This window comes from Stenotrophomonas sp. STEN009 (genome assembly GCF_056760395.1).
In genome coordinates this window covers 111,238-129,003 of record NZ_JBRRES010000001.1, presented here as the reverse complement: position 1 = coordinate 129,003, position 17,766 = coordinate 111,238, and the positions used below count along the sequence as shown (strand labels likewise).

The following is a 17,766-nucleotide window of genomic DNA, read 5'->3' as shown; positions in this document are numbered from 1 at the left end:
ATCAGCTGTCCTCGTCGAAGCGGCGTTCGAACAGGTCGACCACCGCGTCCATCGCGGCGGCTTCGTCTTCGCCACTGATGCGCACGGTGACCGGGGTGCCCTGGCCGGCAGCGAGCAGCATCACGCCCATGATGCTCTTGGCGTTGATCTCGCGGCCCTTGGCAGCCATGGTCACGTTGCACCGGAACGGTGCCAGGGTCTGCACCAGCTTGGCGGTGGCCCGGGCATGCAGGCCCAGGCGGTTGCTGACGGTGAGTTCTCGTTCAAGCATCGTCGACTATCGCTCCATTACGGGTACCCGCCGCAGCGGTGGCGGGCAGTTGATCCAGTGCCTGTTCCGGATAATTCATCACCCGCAGCAACATCGGCAGGCTCAGCGCCGACACCCGGCGAACCGGGGTCCCCAGCCGGGCCAGCTGCCCGGCAAGGTTGGCGGGGCTGGCGCCGTACAGGTCGGTCAGGATCAGCACGCCTTCTCCACCATCTACCCGCCGCAGCGCGGCCGAGGCGAGGGGGAGCAGAGCATCCAGGTCTGCGTCGAACGGTACTTCGAAAGCTTCGGTCTTCAACGGCAGCTGCCGCAGGAGCCGGGTCGCCACGTCAAGCAGGGCGGCGCCGACCCCGGGATGTGTTACGAGGAGAATGCCACAGGTCATTACTGCACGTTAACAGGTCAAGGTGAATTGGCGATAGCCGCAGATGAGGGGCACTGTGTCCCGTATTCAGCGTCCCCCGCCTGCCGGCCCATCCCGCCTCTCCGCGGGGCGGTCGGGCGCACCCCGGCCGGGCCTCTCAATCCTGCTCGCGGTGATAGGTGGCCACGTCTTCCCAGCCCATTTCGCGGGCATGCCGGGCCATCCGTTCGGCCAGATAGACCGAGCGGTGCTTGCCGCCGGTGCAGCCGAAGGCCACGGTCACGTAGCTGCGTGTGCCGTCGCCCAGCTTCGGCAGCCAGGTGTCGAGAAACCCCATCAGCTGTGCGAGGTAGCACTGCACGTCCGGCTGGGCTTCCAGGTAGTCGCGCACGCCCGGCTCGCGGCCACTGAGCGCACGCAGCTCGGGATCCCAGTGCGGATTGGGCAGCACCCGCGCATCGAAGACGAAATCCGCTTCGGCCGGCACGCCACGCTTGTAGGCGAACGATTCGAACAGCAGCGACAGGCGGGTTGCATGGTCCAGCGTGAACTCGGTGATGATCCGGCGGCGCAGCTGGTGCACGTTGAGCGCGCTGGTGTCGATGATGGCGTCGGCCTCCTGGCGCAGCGGTGCGATCAGTTCGCGCTCGCGGGCGATCGCTTCCGGCAATGACAGACCGAGCTGGCTGAGTGGATGGCGGCGACGGGTGTCGGCATAGCGCTTGAGCACCGCCTCGTCGCTGGCTTCAAAGAACAGCACCTTTGTTTCCACGCCAGCATCGGTGGCCAGTTGCCGCCAGTTGGCCAGCTGGCTCAGGTCAGCCTGGCCGCGCACGTCGATGCCGACCGCCAGCCGGCGCGGCGCGGCGCCGTCATGGTGGGCCAGCAGGCTGCGCACGAAGTCCGGCAGCAGCTGGATCGGCAGGTTGTCCGAGCAGTAGTAGTCCTGGTCCTCGAACGTCTTCAGGGCGACGGATTTACCCGAGCCGGACAGGCCGCTGACGATGATCAGGGTCGGGGCGGTGGGGGCAGCGGTGCTCATGGACAGACTCTTCGAAGGCCAGGGAAATCAGGGTGTTCGCCGTTCCAGCAGGTTGCTGTGGCGCGCGATGAACATCGCGGCCGGGTCGATGCCCTTGGTCCGCAGGATATGCAGGCGGGTGGCCGCCTCGGTCAGCACGGCCAGGTTGCGGCCGGGCATCACCGGCAGCGTGATCAGCGGCACATCCAGGTCCAGCACATGGCGGGTACCGGAATCGCCGGTCAGTCGTTCGTAGCCATGTGGAGTGGGCTCGGTCATCGGCTTGGTCAGGTGGACGATCAGCCGAAGGTACTTGTTCTTCTTTACAGCCGTGTCGCCGAACATCTCGCGCACGTTCAGCACGCCCAGGCCGCGTACTTCCAGCAGGTCCTGCAGCAGTTCCGGGCAGGTACCGTCGAGCACGTCCGGCGCGATCTGGGTGAATTCAGGTGCATCATCGGCCACCAGGCGGTGGCCACGGCTGAGCAGTTCCAGCGCCAGCTCGCTCTTGCCCGACCCGGCTTCGCCGGTGATCAGCACGCCGATGGAGTAGATCTCCATGAACACGCCGTGCAGGATCACGCGCGGCGCCAGCGTGCGTGCCAGGTGGTAGGACAGATGATTGAGCAGTTCGTGGCCGCGCTTGGGAGATACCCACAGCGGCGTGCCCGACTCGTCGGCGGCCGCGCGCAGGTCTTCCGGACAGGGCTGGTTGCGGGTAATCACCAGCGCCAGCGGGTGCGACTGCATGAGCTTTTCGATCGTCTCCCAGCGCTGGCGCGGTTCCAGCGCGTCCAGCCAGGACAGTTCCTCGGTGCCCAGGATCTGCACCTTGTTGGGGTAGATCGCATTGAGGTAGCCCGCCAGCGAGGGCCGGCGGGAGACGGTGTTGCCGGCCTCGAGCTCGCGCTTCTCGCCGGATTTTCCCGCCACCCAGCGCAGGCCCAGGCGTTCGCGCTGCTGTTCGAACAGTTCGCGTGCGGTGATGCTGGTATTCATGCGGCACTCGCCGGGGGCGTGAGATCCAGGGCCTGACGCAGTGCCCGCGCGTCGCCGGCGGCGCGCAGCGCCTCGCGGATGGCGGGGGCGGAGAACAGTTCGGCCAGTTCGGACAGCAGCATCAGGTGCTGATGGGTGTAGTGGGCCGGAACGGCCATCGCGAACACCAGGTCGACCGGCTCGTCGCCCCCGAAGTCGACGGGGGTCTCCAGTCGCAGCAGGGCGCCGCGTGGGCGGTCCAGGGTCGGCGCGCGGCCATGCGGAATGGCGATGCCGCAACCGATCGCGGTGCTGCCCAGCGCCTCACGCTGGCACAGGTTCAGATAGATCTGTTCAGCATTGGCCTGGCGGCAGGCCAGCAACCCGGCCGCGGCCTTGAGGACGCTGTCGCGGTCGGTGGCCGTGCAGAGCTGGGTCTGCACGGCCGCCAGGAGGTCAGTCAGGGGCATGTCTGCGGGGAACGGTGGCGATCAGCCGCCATTGTCACCCACCGGCAGCGGTGCGTGCTGCTGTTTTTTCTCCTTGTGCTTGATCACCAGGCGGTCAAGCTTGTCCGCCAGCAGGTCGATCGCGGCATACATGGTCTGGCCGCCGGCCTCGGCGTGCAGGGTCTGGCCGGGAATGTTGAGGCTGGCGTCGACATGGTGTTCGGTCTTCTGCAGCTTGAGGGTCACCCGCGCTTCGCAGTGCTGGTCGAAGTGCTTTCCGATCCGGGCCAGCTTCTCCTCTACATAGGACTGCAGGGCCGGGGTGACTTCGACGTCTTTGCCAAACGTTTCGATGCGCATCGGGTTTCTCCTGTGTTCGGATGTGCCAATGAACCTCTCCGCCGGGCGCGGCGGTGCGTCAAGCGATTCTGACCCTTTCGTGCGAGGCGGAAATGTTCATGGCTTCACGATACTTCGCCACGGTGCGTCGCGCCACTGGAATTCCCGACGATTTGAGCAGGTCAGCCAGCTTGGCGTCAGAAAGGGGCTTGCGCGGGTTTTCGTCATCGATCAGGCGCCGGATCATCGCCTGGATGGCCGTGCTGGATGCCTCACCGCCGCCTTCGGTATCGATGCCCGATGCGAAGAACGCGCGCAGCGGCAGGGTGCCGCGTGGGGTCCGGACATGCTTGCGGGCGATCGCCCGCGAAATGGTGGATTCGTGCAGGCCCAGTTCGGCGGCGATCTCACGCAGGGTGAGCGGGCGCAGTGCCTGTTCGCCGAACTCCAGGAAGCCGGACTGCTGCAGGATCAGGCAGCGCACCACCCGCAGCAGGGTCTCGCCACGCTGCTGCAGGCCTTTCAGCAGCCAGCGCGCCTCCTGCAGCTGGGCGCGCAGGTAGCCGGCGTCGGCCTCACCGCAGCGGCGGATCATCTGTTCGTAACCGCGGTGGATGACCACCTTCGGCCCGGCATGGCCGGCCAGCGCGGCGCGCCACACGCCGTTCTGCCGCCAGACGACTACGTCCGGCACCACGTAGGTGTCCTGCGACAGCGGCGCGATCTGGGTGCCCGGGCGCGGGTCCAGCGACCGCAGCAGGGCCACGGCGGTCTCGACGTCGGCCAGGGGCTGCCGCAGCTCGTGCGCCAGTCCGGCCACGCCGCTGCGCGGCAGCCGCTCCAGCGGCCCGGCAGCGACCTGGCGTGCCAGGGCAAGGCCAGGTGTGTCGGCCGCCAGTACGTCCAGTTGCAGCTGGAGGCATTCGCCCAGGCTGCGTGCCGCTACTCCGACCGGATCGAAGCGCTGGATCTGGTGCAGTACGGTGAGGATCTCGTCCTCGCCGGCGTGGATCGCCGGCAGCAGGGTTTCGGCGATGGTGGACAGCGGTTCGCGCAGGTAGCCATCGTCGTCCAGGGCGTCGATCAGTGCAGCCCCGATGCTGCGGTCGCGTGCGGACAGATGCGACAGGTGCAGCTGCCACAGCAGGTGGTCGGCCAGGGTCTCGGTTTCGGCCACGCGTTCGGCCGCGCTGCCGCTGTCGTCATCGTCGTCGAAGCTGCCGCCGCTGCCGGCGGTGCTCCAGTCCGGTTCCGCCGTTGCCCAGTCGTCCTCCTGGCCGGCGTCGGCGCGTTCGGGCGGGGCGTCATCGCCGTTGCCATCGTCGCCGGCAGCGGCATCGCTCTCGTTGCCTTCGGCCCAGTCCAGCAGCGGATTGCTCTCCACCGCCTGGGCGATCTCCAGTTCCAGCTCGGTGCTGGACATCTGCAGCAGCTTGATCGCCTGCTGCAGCTGGGGCGTGAGCACCAGCTGCTGTCCCAACGATGTCTGCAGCCGAGTCTTCATGCCTGTGCCGAAGAGGGGGAATGGAACCCGGCAGCTGCGGTCACAGCTTGAACGAGTCCCCAAGGTAGACGCGACGTACGTCGGCATTGTCCAGGATCGATTCCGGCGAACCCTGGGCCAGTACGGTGCCCTCGGCGAGGATATACGCGCGGTCGCAGATTCCCAAGGTCTCGCGCACGTTGTGGTCGGTGATCAGCACACCGATGCCGCGCTGCTTGAGGTGGGTGACGATACGCTGGATCTCGCCGACCGAGATCGGATCGACACCGGCAAACGGTTCGTCGAGCAGGATCAGCCGGGGTTGCGCCGCCAGCGCGCGGGCGATTTCGCAGCGGCGGCGCTCGCCGCCGGACAGGCTGGCGCCAAGCTGTTCGGACACATGGCCCAGCTGCAGTTCGTCCAGCAGGCTGCTCAACTCGCGCTCGCGGCCCGCCGAGTCCAGATCCTCGCGCAGTTCCAGCACCAGGCGGATGTTGTCGGCCACGGTCAGCTTGCGGAACACCGAAGGCTCCTGCGGCAGGTAGCCCACGCCCTGCTTGGCACGGGTGTACATCGGATCGCCGGTGATGTCCTTGCCATCGAGCACGATGCTGCCGGCATCGGCGGCAACCAGGCCGACGATCATGTAGAAGCAGGTGGTCTTGCCGGCACCGTTGGGGCCGAGCAGGCCGACCACTTCGCCCGCTTCGAGGGTGAGCCCGAAGTCCTTGACGACCTCACGTTGCTTATAGCGCTTGCGCAGGCCCTTGGCGACGAGCATTACTTCCGGCTCCCGGCCGGCTGCGCCGGCGTGGTGGTGGCGGCAGGCGTCTTGTTCTTGGGCGGGATAACGGTGCGCACGCGGCTGCCGTCGCCGCCGGAGTTCATCTCGCCGGTACGGGTGTTGTAGACCATGCGCTGGCCGGCGTTGGTGCCGCGCGCGCTGGTGACCTTGTAGTTGCCGGTGAGGGTGATGATCTCGGTCTTGATGTCGTAGTCGATGCGGTCGGCGAGCGCATCCATCCAGGTGCCGTCATCGAGCTGCTGCTTCAACTTCGCCTGCTTGCCGGTGAACACCACACGCACCGGCTCGCCGTCCTTGAGATAGATCTCCGCTTCGGACGAGCGCAGGTCCAGCGTGCCCTGGGTGATGATCACGCCCTGCGACAGCACGGTTTTGCCGTCGCCGGTGAGCATGCCGTTCTGTGCACCGGCATCGATGTTCATGGGCTCGTTGCGGTCGGTCGACTTCGCCTGCGCGAGGGCGGGGACAAGAAGACTGAGTGCGAGCATGGCTGCAAAGGGGATCTTCATCGGGGTCCGTTCTGCCGGTGGTGGCTGCCCGGTCAGGAGGGCAGCAGCGGGTGGGGGCTGCCGGCGCCGCGCCTGTCCAGGGACGTCGCGGGCCGGGCGGCGGAATCAGCGTCTGGGCGTGTAGCGACCCTTGGACTGGCTGAGGAAATGATACGTGTTGTTCTTCGAATCCACCTCGAACCCGACGCCGGACTGCTCCATGCCGGGGCGGGTCATGGTCACCAGGGCGTCGGTCCGGGCCCGGCTCTCCTTGGGGAACACGTCCAGGTGGTCGGTGCGGAAGGTGGTCGGCACGACGCCGGGGGCAGCGGGACTGTCACCCGCCACCTTGCCGCGCAGCTTCAGTTCGTCACCCTTGGCGCTCAGCCAGCCGGTCTCCGCGCGCAGTGTCCAGTGCCTGCCGTCCTTGTCGGGCATCTCGAACAGTGGCGTGGCGATGTTGATGGTCTGGTCGCCGCGCTGCCGCTCCAGCCGCGGCGCGCGCAGGGTGGTCGATTCCTTGCCCTGCTCGTCCAGGGCGACGATCTGGAAGTCGTGCAGGATGTAATCCACGCCGACTTCCTGGCCGCTCTGGGCCGGGCCCTTGTCGCGGTTGCGCAGCGCGGCCCAGCTGCTGAGCAGGGCCGCCAGCAGCAGGCCGATGCCGAGCACGGTGCGCCAGTTCACGGTCGGTGCGTTCATGCGCCGTACCTCGCCAGGACCGACGCGACATGACCCTGCGCGGCCAGCAGAACGTCGCACAGCTCACGCGCCGCGCCGCGCCCGCCTTCGGAACGGGTCTGCCAGTGCACGCGTTCGGCGATCCACGGATGGGCATTGGCCGGCGCCACGGCCAGGCCGACCGCACCCAGGGGCGCCAGATCCGGCAGGTCATCGCCAAGGAAGGCGACCTGTTCCAGGCCGATGCCGCGCTGGGCACACAGGGCCTGCACGCTGGCCAGCTTGTCGCCCACGGCGATGTGGGTATCAATGCCGAGATCGGCACCGCGCCTGAGCGCGGACTGGCTGTTGCGCGCGGTGATCAGCACGGGGTGTATGCCGTGCTGCTGCAGCAGTTTCAGGCCCAGGCCATCCTGCACGAAATACGCCTTGCTCTCGTTGCCGTCCTGGTCGTAGTACAGCCGACCGTCGGTGAGGGTGCCGTCCACGTCGAAGCAGGCCATGCGGATCCGCGCCGCAGCGGCATGCAGGTGGGCAGGGAAGGCGGGCAGGGGGGACCAGGGCATCAGGACGTTGGACTCGATCAGGGCAGGTGTGGGGTTACAGACTGAATGGGGTCTACGGACTGTCGGTTAAACCACCCGGGCCCGCAACAGGTCATGAATGTTCAGGGCGCCGACGGCGCGGCCCTGGTCATCGACCACGATCAGGCCGTTGATCTGCTGGGTTTCCATCTGGCGGGCGGCCTCCACCGCCAGCTGGTCGGCTCCGATGGTGCGGGGGTTGCGCGTCATCACATCGGCGATCTTTGCCGTGCGCACGTCCAGCGCACTGTCCAGTGCCCGGCGCAGGTCACCGTCGGTGAACAGGCCGATCAGCACGCCCTCGGCATCGACCACGGCGGTCATGCCCAGGCGCTTGCGGCTCATCTCCACCAGGGCCTCGCTGAGGCTGGCGCCGGCATCGACCTTGGGCAGATCGGCACCGGTATGCATGACGTCGGTGATATGCAGCAGCAGGCGACGGCCAAGGCTGCCGGCCGGATGCGAGCGGGCGAAATCGTCAGCGGTGAAGCCGCGCGCATCCAGCAGGGCCACCGCCAGCGCGTCGCCCATCGCCAGCGAGGCGGTGGTGCTCGAGGTCGGAGCCAGCGCCAGCGGGCAGGCCTCGGCCGGCACGCTGACGTCCAGGTGGACGTCGGCGGCGGTCGCCAGGCTGGACTGCGGGCGGCCGGTCATGGAGATCAGCACGTTGCCCTGGCGCTTGAGCACCGGCAGCAGCATCAGCACTTCGTCCGATTCGCCCGAATAGGACAGGGCCAGTACCACGTCGGCTTCGGTGATCATGCCCAGGTCGCCATGGCCGGCCTCGCCCGGGTGCACGTAGAACGCCGGGGTACCGGTGGACGCCAAGGTTGCGGCGATCTTGCGCGCCACATGGCCTGACTTGCCCATCCCGGTGGCGACCACCCGCCCGCGGCTGCCCAGGATCACCTGGCAGGCCTTCTGGAACGGCTCGCCCAGGCGCTCGGCGACCGCCTGCAGTGCCTGCTGCTCGATCTCGAACACGCGGCGGCCGCTGGCCACCAGGGCGGCCGGCTCGACGGAACGGGGGGGCGGGAGGGACTCGGCCATGCGGACGCCACGCAGCGGAAGTAGAATGAGGGTTCATTTTATTAGGAAAGCCCGTTGGACGCCGACACCATCCGCAACCTGATCGAAACCGGCCTGCCTGGCGCCCGCGCCGATGTGCGGGGCGACGATGGCGTGCATTTCGAAGCGACCGTGGTCTGCGACGCCTTTGCCGGCAAGATGCCGCTGGCCCGCCACCGCATGGTCTATGCCACGCTGGGCGACCTGATGGGCGGCGCGATCCACGCGCTGGCGCTGAAAACCGTGACCCCGGCCGAAGCCGGCTGAACCGCAGAAGATCCCGAACCCCATGGCCAAGATCGTTGTGACCGGCGGCGCTGCGCTGCACGGTGAAGTGAGCATCTCCGGCGCCAAGAACGCCGTCCTCCCCATCCTCTGCGCGACCCTGCTGGCCGATGAGCCGGTGGAGATCACCAACGTGCCCCACCTGCACGATGTGGTCACCACGGTGAAGCTGCTGGGCGAACTGGGCGCCAAGGTCACCATCGACCAGGGCACGCTGTCGCGCGGCAGCGCGATCGTGGTCGACCCGCGTGCGGTGAACCAGCATGTGGCGCCGTACGAACTGGTCAAGACCATGCGTGCGTCGATCCTGGTGCTGGGTCCGCTGCTGGCCCGTTTCGGTGCGGCCGAAGTGTCGCTGCCCGGTGGCTGTGCCATCGGCTCGCGTCCGGTCGACCAGCACATCAAGGGCCTGCAGGCGCTTGGTGCCGACATCGTGGTCGAGAACGGATTCATCAAGGCTTCGGCCAAGCGCTTGAAGGGTGGCCACTTCACCTTCGACATGGTGAGCGTGACCGGGACCGAGAACGTGCTGATGGGCGCGGTGCTGGCCGAAGGCACCACCATCCTCGACAACTGCGCGATGGAGCCGGAGGTGACCGATCTGGCCCATTGCCTGATCGCTCTGGGTGCGAAGATCGAAGGCCTCGGCACCGCCCGCCTGGTGATCGAAGGCGTGGAGCGCCTCTCCGGTGGCCGTCATGAAGTGCTGCCCGACCGCATCGAGACCGGCACCTTCCTGGTGGCCGCCGCGATGACCGGCGGCAAGGTCACGGTCAACCGCGCACGTCCGAACACCATGGACGCGGTGCTGTCCAAGCTGGTCGAGGCGGGCGCCCGGATCGAGACCACCGAGGACAGCATCACCCTGGACATGCAGGGCAAGCGGCCGAAGGCGGTGAACCTGACCACCGCGCCGTATCCGGCATTCCCGACCGACATGCAGGCGCAGTTCATGGCGCTCAACTGCGTGGCCGACGGCGTCGGCGTGATCAACGAAACGATCTTCGAGAACCGTTTCATGCACGTCAACGAGCTGCTGCGCCTGGGCGCGGACATCCAGGTCGAAGGCCATACCGCGATCGTGCGTGGCAGCGAGCACCTGAGCGGCGCGCCGGTCATGGCCACCGACCTGCGTGCATCGGCATCGCTGATCCTGGCCGGCCTGATGGCCAGCGGCGATACCACCATCGATCGCATCTACCACCTCGATCGCGGCTACGAGAACATCGAAGAGAAGCTGTCTTCGCTCGGTGCCACCATCCGGCGCGTGCCATGATCCTTCGCGGAAAATTCAGCCCGCGTCGCAAGGCGCTGCTGGCGCTGGTGCTGATCGTGCTGGCGTGGCTGGGGTATGCCTGGTACGCCGATATCGCCATCACCCGCGGCATCGAGCAGAAGGACATGGACTGGAACGGTGACGGCACGGTATCGCGTGACGAGATCATCCAGTCGTTCTATGCCGTGTCGGTGAACGACAGCCAGGAAGGCAACCGCCATTGCCGCACCTTCGTCTGGCGCGGAAGCGGTGAGCAGATCCGGGTGGACTGCCGCACCGAGTTCAAACCGGCCGAAGAGAAGAAATGAAAAACGCCCGCGCAAGCGGGCGTTTTCCTTGTGCGGGGCCCGGGGTCAGATCCCATCCCCGAGGGGATGGGATCCGACCCCCGGCACTCAGTTCATCGATCGGATGGTCAGGTCCAGCGCGTCGCGGCCGCTTTCCCGCTGCAGCATGCGCGCCGGCACCGGAAACTCCGGCACGATCCAGGCGATCAGCTCTTTGTTGCCATCGGCACGCGACACCTTGGTCGCCTCGTAGCTCTTGCCGCCCACGGTGATCGATTCCTTGCCGATCACACGGTAGGTCATGTTCTTGATCCGGCCCTCGTCGACCATGCGGTAGGTCAACGGCTTGCCGGCTGCCAGGTCGCGGGCGATGGCCAGATTGATCAGCAGCGCATCCATGTCGCCGGCCTTCAGGGCGATCGGTCCGGCGCGGTCCGGCTTGATGTCGCCGGTCCAGGTGGCCTGGTTGCTGGTCCAGTTGTAGTTGGCCTGCACGTTGCGCTTCTTCACCAGCAGCGCCGAGCGGTCCTGGCTGCTGAGCGGACGCAGCTGGCCGCGCACTTCCTCGAACACGGTGCTCTGGCTCAGGTCCGCCAGCTGGTTTTTCACCTGCAGGCTGTAGCGCCACTTGTTGCTGCCTTCACTGGCCAGCGTCATGGTGCCGTTGGCCTGCATGCCCATGTAGCTGGCCAGATAGTCGGCCTTGAACGGCTCCAGGGCCATCGCCGGCAGGCTGGCCATCGACAGGGTGGCAGCGGCGATCCACGTCAGGGGGCGGGACAGGGTGTTCATGCTCAGACTCCTTGGTATTCGATCAGGCGGAGATCGACGCGGTCTTCGCCATCTTCGCGTTGCAGGATGCGCACCGGGGTGGGGACACCGTTGGCGATCCAGAGAATGGTTTCGTTGTTGCCGCCGTTGCTGCGGTATACCCGCAGCGCGTTGTAGGACAGGTCGCCGACCTCGACGTTCTCGGTCTGCGGCGCGGCCTGGTAGTCGTGCTGGCGCACCTTGCCCATGTCGACGTAGCGGTAGTGCATGGCCACGCCCGGGCGGGCATCACGCATGATCGCCAGGTTGATCAGCAGGGCGCTCTGATCGCCGGCCTGCAGCGGAATGGGCTGCGCGCGATCCTTTTTCACATCGCCGGTCCACTGCGCGGTGCCGGCCTGCCAGTTATAGGTGCCGACGGCCTTCTTGCCCAGGAACAGGCCCTTGCGCACCGTGCTCTGGCTCAGCGGCGCATAGACGCCGCCGCGCTCCTCGAACACCGTGCTCTGCTCGATGTTCAGGCCGAGCACGCTGGCAAAGCCGCGGCGGCCCACCACCTGCATGTCCACCCGCCACTGGTTGCCGCCGGTATGGGTGACCTGCATGGTGGCATCGCCGGCTTCCTTGCCCTTGTAGAAGGCCTGGTAGGTAGCGGTGAACGGTTGCAGCGGCGGCGGTTCCCAGGCCAGCGCGGGCAGCATGGGCACGGCCGGTGCGGCTGGGGCCTGCGACGGAGCTGCCGGGTCGGCAGAGGGCTGTGCCTGGCCCCAGCCGACGCCAGGCAACACGGCAAGCGACAACAGCAGGGGCGTGCACAGCAGCGTCGTGGTCTTCATGGGGGACAGGGGCCGCAGGAGTGGGGCAGGATGCCAGCCCCGCAGTCAGCGGGGCGTGTGCAGAACGTTATCGGTTCAGGTTTCCGGCGGAATCTAGGGCCAGCGGCCTAAACAGGGGGTGACCGTCGAAGATCGCCTGTCCTTCCCGTTCAGCCAGCCGGCCATCGCACAGCAGCTGCAGGCTGGCGATCAGCAGCGGGTGTTCCACCGCCAGCACGCGCTCGGCAAGGGTCTGTGCATCGTCGCCTGCCAGCACCGGCACGCGCGCCTGCGCCAGCACCGTGCCCGCGTCCAGCTCCGGCACCACCAGATGCACGCTTGCGCCATGCTCGGCATCGCCGGCTTCCAGCGCCCGCGCGTGAGTATGCAGGCCCTTGTACAGCGGCAGCAGCGACGGGTGGATGTTGACCAGGCGACCGTTGAAGCGCTGCACGAAGCCAGCGCCGAGAATGCGCATGTAGCCGGCGCAGACGATCCAGTCCGGAGCGGAGGCGGCAACCGCGTCGCCCAGGGCCAGCTCGTAGGCGGCACGATCGCTGAATTCCTTCGGTGCATGCGCCCAGCGCCGGGAAGGATCGACCCGCTGCAGGGCCGCGGCATCGGGGCGGTCGGAGAACACGCCCACCACGTCGGCCGGCAGGCGGCCCGACGCGATGGCATCCAGGATGGCCTGCAGGTTGCTGCCGCGCCCGGAGGCGAGCACGGCGATGCGGCGGGGGGCGTTCATTACCGGCAACCCAGGCGGCTCAAACGCTTGCCGACGGAGTGTCGAACACGGCTTTCACCTGGGGGCGGAGCAGGGCGATCAGGGTGAACACCCCCAGCACCGTGCCCACCGGGGTGAACAGGCAGGACAGGCCCGCGACCACCAGGCACAGCACGTAACGGCGGCGCTGCGCCAGGCAGCGCCCGGCGTAGGCGACGAAGGCCCCCAGGGTGACGCCGCCCACCACGATCACGCTGCCGATGATGGTGAACATCCAGCCGAACATCCGCTGCTCGGCGGGCGATGAGGGCTGCCCCTCCGAGCTCAGCGGCAATGCCCCGGTCAGGGCGCTCACGCCCAGCACGATGTGGATGATGAAGATCAGCGAGAACAGTGCGATGAGCGCACCAACCACGTAGTGGCCGATGGACAGCGCCCGCAGATGGCTGGCGTCCTGCGGGCCGAATACGGGTGCCGTCAGCAGCGGCGGCGGCACCGGGTTCGAAGGGGATGGGGGCATTGCGTCCATGCGGGCTCCTCTGCAGGGGTCAGGCGATGCGGACGCGCTCGGCGCCTTCGGTGGTGACGACCTGGCCGATGGTCCAGTGATCCAGGCCCTGGGCGGTGACCGCGGCGGACACCGCCTCGACCTGGTCCGGCGCGACGATCAGCACGAAGCCGATGCCGCAGTTGAAGGTGCGCCACATTTCGCTGTCGGCGACCGCGCCTTCCTTCTGAAGCCACTGGAACACCGGCGGCAGCGTCCACGAGGCCGCCTGGATGTCCAGGCCGAGGCCGTCCGGGACCACCCGGATGATGTTCTCGGTCAGTCCGCCACCGGTGATGTGGGCCATGCCATGGATGGCATCGCCGTGCGACTTCAGCAGCGACAGGATCGGCTTGACGTACAACCGGGTCGGTGCCATCAGCGCGTCGACCAGCTTCACGCCGCCTTCCAGCTCAAGATCGGCCGGACGCCCGGCGCGGTCGTAGATGCGGCGGACCAGCGAGTAGCCGTTGGAGTGCGGGCCGGACGAGGCGATGCCGATCAGCACATCGCCGGCCGCCACGCTGGCGCCATCCTTCAGTTCGCTCTTTTCCACCGCGGCCACGGTGAAGCCGGCCAGATCGTACTCGCCCGGGGCATACATGTCGGGCATTTCAGCGGTCTCGCCGCCGATCAGTGCGCAGCCGGCCTCGGTGCAGCCGTTGGCGATGCCGCCCACGACCGCCGCGGCGGTATCCACGTCCAGCTTGCCGGTGGCGAAGTAGTCCAGGAAGAACAGCGGCTCGGCGCCCTGCACCAGCACGTCGTTCACGCACATCGCGACCAGATCGATGCCGATCGTATCGTGGCGGTTCAGCTGGTGGGCCAGCTTCAGCTTGGTGCCGACACCGTCGGTACCCGACACCAGCACCGGTTCGCGGTACTTGTTGGACAGGTCGAACAGGGCGCCGAAACCGCCCAGGCCGCCCATCACTTCCGGACGGAAGCTGCGCTTGACCAGGGGCTTGATCCGCTCGACCAGCTCGTTGCCGGCGTCGATGTCGACGCCCGCGTCACGGTAGGTGAGGGGGGAGGGGGCGGAAGACGGGGTGTTGGTCACGGGCGTCGGCGCTGGCAGGGGTTGAACGGGCGATTTTAACAGGCCGCATTGGCGCACAGGCCGTATTCGGGCAACAATTCCCCCCGGATACGTCGAGCCAATGGATGTCCTGATGCGCCGCAGCCTGATTCTCACCCTGCTTCTTGCGTTGAGCCTGCCGGTGGCCACGATGGCCCAGAGCGGCCTGCGCACCGAGGGGGATGTCGCCACCGCCAGTGGGGCCTACGAGGCCGAAGTGCCGGTCAACAGCCAGGCCGAGGCCGACCGCAATGGCGGGCTGGCACGCGCCCTGAGCGTAGTGCTGGGCAAGCTGTCGGGCGACCGCAGCGTGATGTCCCGGCCCGGCGTGGTGCAGGCCCTGCGCAATGCCAAGGATTACGTGGCCAGCTACGACTACAAGCAGGACCAGAGCGTCAGCGCCAGCGGTGCGCCCAGTTTCCGGACCCTGCTGGTGGCCCGTTTCCGCGAGGATGACGTCGATTCGCTGGTCGCCGCGCTGGGCCTGCCGCTGTGGCCGCAGCCCCGACCGAAGCCGGTGCTGTGGCTGGCCGTCGATGACGGCAGCGGCCCGCGCCTGGTCAGCGTGCAGCAGGCCAATGCCGCGCGCCCGCTGCTGAACCGCGCCATCGAGCGCGGCTACAAGCTGGGCCTGCCCAGTGGGGGCGCTGCCGAACAGGCGCTGGCCGGTGCCATCTGGCGCCAGGACAGCGCCGCCGTGGCCCGCGCCTCTTCGCGCTACTCGCCGCCGATGCAGCTGATCGGCAAGCTCTACCGTGCCAATGGCGGCTGGCAGGCGGACTGGGTGTTCGTCGACGATGGCCGTGAACTGAACAGATGGACCAGCAAGGATGCCAACGCCATGCGCGCGATGGCCGCGGGCGCCGACGGCGCGGCCGACGCGCTGGTCAAGCGTTATGCCAAGGCGGGTGTGGCCACCGGCCAGGCGGGCAGCTACCGGGTGGTGGTCACCGGCATCAACAGTGCCGATGACTACCTGCGACTGGCCGCGGGCCTGCGCGACGTGCCGGTGGTGCGCAATGTCACTCCGCTGCACGCCAGCGCGGGCCGGCTGGAGCTGACCGTCGAAATGACCACCGGCCTGGCCGGCTTCAACCGCATGCTGGGTGACAGCGGCGTGCTGGTTCCAAACGCCCCGCTGCCTGCCCTTCCGACACCGATCGATGACACCACCGGCGTGCCGGTGCAGGCGCCGGTCAGCAACGAGTACCGACTGCGATGACCCTGACGCCGGAAGCTGAAATCGCGCAGTTCCTGCGCCGGGTCAAATACATCCTGCTTGCCGGCCTGATCGGCTGGATCGTGTGGCTGCTGGCGCCGATCCTGACGCCGTTCGTGCTGGCGCTGGCGCTGGCCTGGCTGGGTGATCCGCTGGTGGACCGCATCGAGGCCACCGGGCGCTCGCGCATGACCGGCGTGGTGCTGGTGTTCGTGGCCATGGTGCTGGTGATCGTCGCCGCGCTGCTGGTGCTGGTGCCGATGATCGAAAAGCAGATCACCACCCTGGTGGCGGCCGTGCCGCAGGCGCAGGCCTGGCTGATGCAGACCGGCATTCCGTGGTTCGAGCAGAAGACAGGCCTGGAGGTGATGCAGTGGCTGGACCCGGATCGCCTGATCGAATGGGTGCGCAGCCATTGGCAGCAGGCGGGCGGCTTCGCCAAGACCTTCATGGGATATGTCTCGCGCTCGGGCTTCACGATGGTGACCTGGGTGGTCAACATCCTGCTGCTGCCGATCCTGGCGTTCTACTTCCTGCGCGACTGGGACAAGCTGGTGGAGCGGGTCGCCTCGGTCATTCCGCGCAACCACATCGGCACCATCACGGCGCTGGCGCGCGAATCCAACGAGGTGCTGGGGGCCTTCATCCGCGGCCAGTTCCTGGTGATGCTGGCACTGGGCGTGATCTATGCCGGCGGCCTGTCGCTGGTGGGGCTGAAGCTGGGGCTGCTGATCGGCATGATCGCGGGCCTGATCAGCTTCATTCCGTACCTGGGCGCGACCACCGGCATCCTGATGGCGATCATCGCCGCGCTGGTGCAGGCGCAGGGCTTCGACCTGAAACTGCTGATACTGGTCGGCGTGGTGTTCACGGTCGGCCAGTTGCTGGAGAGCTATGTACTGACGCCGCGCATCGTCGGCGACAAGATCGGCCTGCATCCGGTGGCAGTGATCTTCGCGGTGATGGCAGGCGGCCAGCTGTTCGGCTTCCTCGGCATGCTGCTGGCGCTGCCGGTGGCTGCCGTGTCCAACGTGCTGCTGCGCTATGCGCACCAGCGCTATCGGCAGAGCGATCTTTACGCGGGTGAGAAATCGGCGATCGTGCTTGACGGTGTGGTTGAGCCGCCCCACATCATCCTCGACACAAACGACAAGGGCCCCGACCTGAAGTGATGGGTGTGCCGCAATTGCCGCTGGCCCTGCACTACCCGCGGGACCAGCGCCTGGAGACCTTCATCGGCGCACCGGATGGTGCGCTGGCGCAGCTGCGCGCGATCGCGGTCGGTGCCAGCCACGACTGGGTCTACCTGGAAGGCGCGGCAGGCACGGGCAAGACGCATCAGGCGCTGGCGATGTGTTCCAGCGCCGAGCAGGCCGGGCGGCTGCCGACCTATGTGCCGCTGGCCAGTGCGGCCGGCCGTGTGCGTGCAGCGCTCGAGGGGCTGGAGGCGCGCGAGCTGGTCGCGCTGGACGGACTGGACGAGATTGCCGGCAACCGCGAGGACGAGATTGCCCTGTTCGATTTCCATAACCGTGCGCGCGCTGCCGGCGTGACCGTGCTCTACACGGCGCAGAAGGCGCCGGGCGAACTCGGACTGGTGCTGCCGGACCTGCGCTCGCGGCTGGGCCAGTGCGTGCGGGTGCTGCTGCAGCCGCTGGACGAGGAAGGACGCGCGGCGGTGCTGCGCGAGCGCGCGCTGCGACGGGGGCTGGCCATCGACGAGGCCGCGATCGAGTGGCTGCTGTCGCACACCGGGCGCGAGCTGGGCGGGCTGATCACGTTGCTGGACTGGCTGGACCGCGAATCGCTGGCGGCCAAGCGTCGGATCACCGTGCCGTTCCTGCGCCAGGTGCTGGAAGAAGGCCGCCCTCGCTACTGAGGTTGGGGTTTGTTTTGCAGGGCTGCCGCCCTGCACCCGCCGAAGCCGGAGCAACGTCAACGTCAAACGCGGGCTTCCTGAGGGGAGGCGGGGTGGCTCAGGTTGCGGGGGACGGCGCAAGCAGGTTCCCGCAATCTGCCGGGACTGCGTACTGCACTGCTGTTGGTGGGTGTCGACCTTGGTCGACACGGTAGATCCACGCTACGCGTGGATGCGCTTTCGCTTCGTGAGCGAAGCGACCTGCTTCTGCTTTTCTTTCTTTCTTCCGTGGCTGGACGCGCAAGGAAACTGCCAGAGGCCGGGCGGGTGGGCCATGCAGGGGCGTTGGCGCCATGGATGGCGCCATCGAGC

23 protein-coding genes are annotated in these 17,766 nt (G+C 67.6%); 6 read left to right on the top strand and 17 right to left on the bottom strand.

Annotated features, from left to right (window positions below; all coding sequences use genetic code 11):
- Position 1 precedes the first annotated feature (1 nt).
- The 12 genes from ACVOMM_RS00625 to ACVOMM_RS00570 form a co-directional block, all read right to left on the bottom strand.
- Positions 2 to 271 (bottom strand): HPr family phosphocarrier protein, encoded by a 270-nt coding sequence (locus ACVOMM_RS00625; RefSeq protein ID WP_053519412.1) that lies wholly within the window; start codon positions 269 to 271, stop codon positions 2 to 4.
- On the bottom strand, positions 264 to 656 hold the full coding sequence (locus ACVOMM_RS00620; RefSeq protein WP_065174531.1) for a PTS sugar transporter subunit IIA: 393 nt from the start codon (positions 654 to 656) through the stop codon (positions 264 to 266). Before ACVOMM_RS00620 ends, ACVOMM_RS00625 begins: the two co-directional genes overlap by 8 nt.
- 136 nt (positions 657 to 792) lie before the next feature.
- Positions 793 to 1,677 (bottom strand): RNase adapter RapZ, encoded by an 885-nt coding sequence (rapZ, locus tag ACVOMM_RS00615; protein ID WP_053519414.1) that lies wholly within the window; start codon positions 1,675 to 1,677, stop codon positions 793 to 795.
- Positions 1,678 to 1,704: 27 nt separating this feature from the next.
- Positions 1,705 to 2,655 (bottom strand): HPr(Ser) kinase/phosphatase, encoded by a 951-nt coding sequence (hprK, locus tag ACVOMM_RS00610; RefSeq protein WP_053519415.1) that lies wholly within the window; start codon positions 2,653 to 2,655, stop codon positions 1,705 to 1,707.
- On the bottom strand, positions 2,652 to 3,104 hold the full coding sequence (locus ACVOMM_RS00605; protein WP_053519416.1) for a PTS sugar transporter subunit IIA: 453 nt from the start codon (positions 3,102 to 3,104) through the stop codon (positions 2,652 to 2,654). The genes hprK and ACVOMM_RS00605 overlap by 4 nt, the downstream gene beginning before the upstream one ends.
- Before the next feature lie 21 nt (positions 3,105 to 3,125).
- Positions 3,126 to 3,443 carry a ribosome hibernation-promoting factor, HPF/YfiA family gene (gene hpf / locus ACVOMM_RS00600; RefSeq protein WP_005415556.1) on the bottom strand — a complete coding sequence of 106 codons (318 nt, stop codon included), beginning with the start codon at positions 3,441 to 3,443 and terminating at the stop codon, positions 3,126 to 3,128.
- 58 nt (positions 3,444 to 3,501) lie between these two features.
- Positions 3,502 to 4,926: an RNA polymerase factor sigma-54 gene (locus ACVOMM_RS00595; protein WP_065182433.1), complete on the bottom strand. Its 1,425-nt coding sequence runs from the start codon at positions 4,924 to 4,926 to the stop codon at positions 3,502 to 3,504.
- Between the two features lie 40 nt (positions 4,927 to 4,966).
- On the bottom strand, positions 4,967 to 5,686 hold the full coding sequence (gene lptB, locus ACVOMM_RS00590; RefSeq protein ID WP_065174533.1) for an LPS export ABC transporter ATP-binding protein: 720 nt from the start codon (positions 5,684 to 5,686) through the stop codon (positions 4,967 to 4,969).
- Positions 5,686 to 6,219 (bottom strand): lipopolysaccharide transport periplasmic protein LptA, encoded by a 534-nt coding sequence (lptA, locus tag ACVOMM_RS00585; protein WP_065174534.1) that lies wholly within the window; start codon positions 6,217 to 6,219, stop codon positions 5,686 to 5,688. Before lptA ends, lptB begins: the two co-directional genes overlap by 1 nt.
- A 105-nt stretch (positions 6,220 to 6,324) precedes the next feature.
- The gene (lptC, locus tag ACVOMM_RS00580) at positions 6,325 to 6,900 is read right to left on the bottom strand and encodes an LPS export ABC transporter periplasmic protein LptC (RefSeq protein ID WP_053519420.1); all 576 of its coding nucleotides are present in this window, start codon (positions 6,898 to 6,900) and stop codon (positions 6,325 to 6,327) included.
- Positions 6,897 to 7,445: a KdsC family phosphatase gene (locus ACVOMM_RS00575; protein WP_053519421.1), complete on the bottom strand. Its 549-nt coding sequence runs from the start codon at positions 7,443 to 7,445 to the stop codon at positions 6,897 to 6,899. The genes lptC and ACVOMM_RS00575 overlap by 4 nt, the downstream gene beginning before the upstream one ends.
- Positions 7,446 to 7,511: 66 nt before the next feature.
- Positions 7,512 to 8,513: a KpsF/GutQ family sugar-phosphate isomerase gene (locus ACVOMM_RS00570; RefSeq protein ID WP_065174535.1), complete on the bottom strand. Its 1,002-nt coding sequence runs from the start codon at positions 8,511 to 8,513 to the stop codon at positions 7,512 to 7,514.
- Between the two features lie 54 nt (positions 8,514 to 8,567).
- Between ACVOMM_RS00570 and ACVOMM_RS00565 the strand changes: the two genes are divergently transcribed.
- The 3 genes from ACVOMM_RS00565 to ACVOMM_RS00555 are packed head-to-tail and all read left to right on the top strand — an operon-like array spanning position 8,568 to position 10,400.
- Positions 8,568 to 8,798 carry a BolA family protein gene (locus ACVOMM_RS00565; RefSeq protein WP_053519423.1) on the top strand — a complete coding sequence of 77 codons (231 nt, stop codon included), beginning with the start codon at positions 8,568 to 8,570 and terminating at the stop codon, positions 8,796 to 8,798.
- Between the two features lie 22 nt (positions 8,799 to 8,820).
- The gene (murA, locus tag ACVOMM_RS00560; protein WP_053519424.1) at positions 8,821 to 10,092 is read left to right on the top strand and encodes a UDP-N-acetylglucosamine 1-carboxyvinyltransferase; all 1,272 of its coding nucleotides are present in this window, start codon (positions 8,821 to 8,823) and stop codon (positions 10,090 to 10,092) included.
- Positions 10,089 to 10,400: a hypothetical protein gene (locus ACVOMM_RS00555; protein ID WP_053519425.1), complete on the top strand. Its 312-nt coding sequence runs from the start codon at positions 10,089 to 10,091 to the stop codon at positions 10,398 to 10,400. Before murA ends, ACVOMM_RS00555 begins: the two co-directional genes overlap by 4 nt.
- Positions 10,401 to 10,487: 87 nt before the next feature.
- On the opposite strand, the gene ACVOMM_RS00550 is transcribed toward ACVOMM_RS00555, so the two are convergent.
- The 5 genes from ACVOMM_RS00550 to purM form a co-directional block, all read right to left on the bottom strand.
- Entirely contained in the window at positions 10,488 to 11,171 is a 684-nt protein-coding gene (locus ACVOMM_RS00550) for a DUF3108 domain-containing protein (RefSeq protein WP_053519426.1), read from the bottom strand.
- Between the two features lie 2 nt (positions 11,172 to 11,173).
- The gene (locus tag ACVOMM_RS00545; protein ID WP_065174536.1) at positions 11,174 to 11,986 is read right to left on the bottom strand and encodes a DUF3108 domain-containing protein; all 813 of its coding nucleotides are present in this window, start codon (positions 11,984 to 11,986) and stop codon (positions 11,174 to 11,176) included.
- Positions 11,987 to 12,053: 67 nt separating this feature from the next.
- Entirely contained in the window at positions 12,054 to 12,713 is a 660-nt protein-coding gene (gene purN / locus ACVOMM_RS00540) for a phosphoribosylglycinamide formyltransferase (RefSeq protein ID WP_065174537.1), read from the bottom strand.
- Between the two features lie 19 nt (positions 12,714 to 12,732).
- The gene (locus ACVOMM_RS00535) at positions 12,733 to 13,221 is read right to left on the bottom strand and encodes a hypothetical protein (RefSeq protein WP_053519429.1); all 489 of its coding nucleotides are present in this window, start codon (positions 13,219 to 13,221) and stop codon (positions 12,733 to 12,735) included.
- A gap of 19 nt (positions 13,222 to 13,240) precedes the next feature.
- Positions 13,241 to 14,299: a phosphoribosylformylglycinamidine cyclo-ligase gene (gene purM, locus ACVOMM_RS00530; RefSeq protein ID WP_053519430.1), complete on the bottom strand. Its 1,059-nt coding sequence runs from the start codon at positions 14,297 to 14,299 to the stop codon at positions 13,241 to 13,243.
- 112 nt (positions 14,300 to 14,411) lie between these two features.
- On the opposite strand from purM, the gene ACVOMM_RS00525 reads away from it, so the two are divergent.
- The 3 genes from ACVOMM_RS00525 to hda are packed head-to-tail and all read left to right on the top strand — an operon-like array spanning position 14,412 to position 17,415.
- Positions 14,412 to 15,539 carry a DUF2066 domain-containing protein gene (locus ACVOMM_RS00525; RefSeq protein ID WP_227255408.1) on the top strand — a complete coding sequence of 376 codons (1,128 nt, stop codon included), beginning with the start codon at positions 14,412 to 14,414 and terminating at the stop codon, positions 15,537 to 15,539.
- Complete coding sequence (locus ACVOMM_RS00520) at positions 15,536 to 16,708, top strand: AI-2E family transporter (RefSeq protein WP_065174539.1); 1,173 nt, start codon at positions 15,536 to 15,538, stop codon at positions 16,706 to 16,708. The genes ACVOMM_RS00525 and ACVOMM_RS00520 overlap by 4 nt, the downstream gene beginning before the upstream one ends.
- Positions 16,708 to 17,415, top strand: coding sequence for a DnaA regulatory inactivator Hda (gene hda, locus ACVOMM_RS00515; protein ID WP_053519433.1), 708 nt, complete (start codon positions 16,708 to 16,710; stop codon positions 17,413 to 17,415). The genes ACVOMM_RS00520 and hda overlap by 1 nt, the downstream gene beginning before the upstream one ends.
- The last annotated feature ends 351 nt before the right edge of the window (positions 17,416 to 17,766 follow it).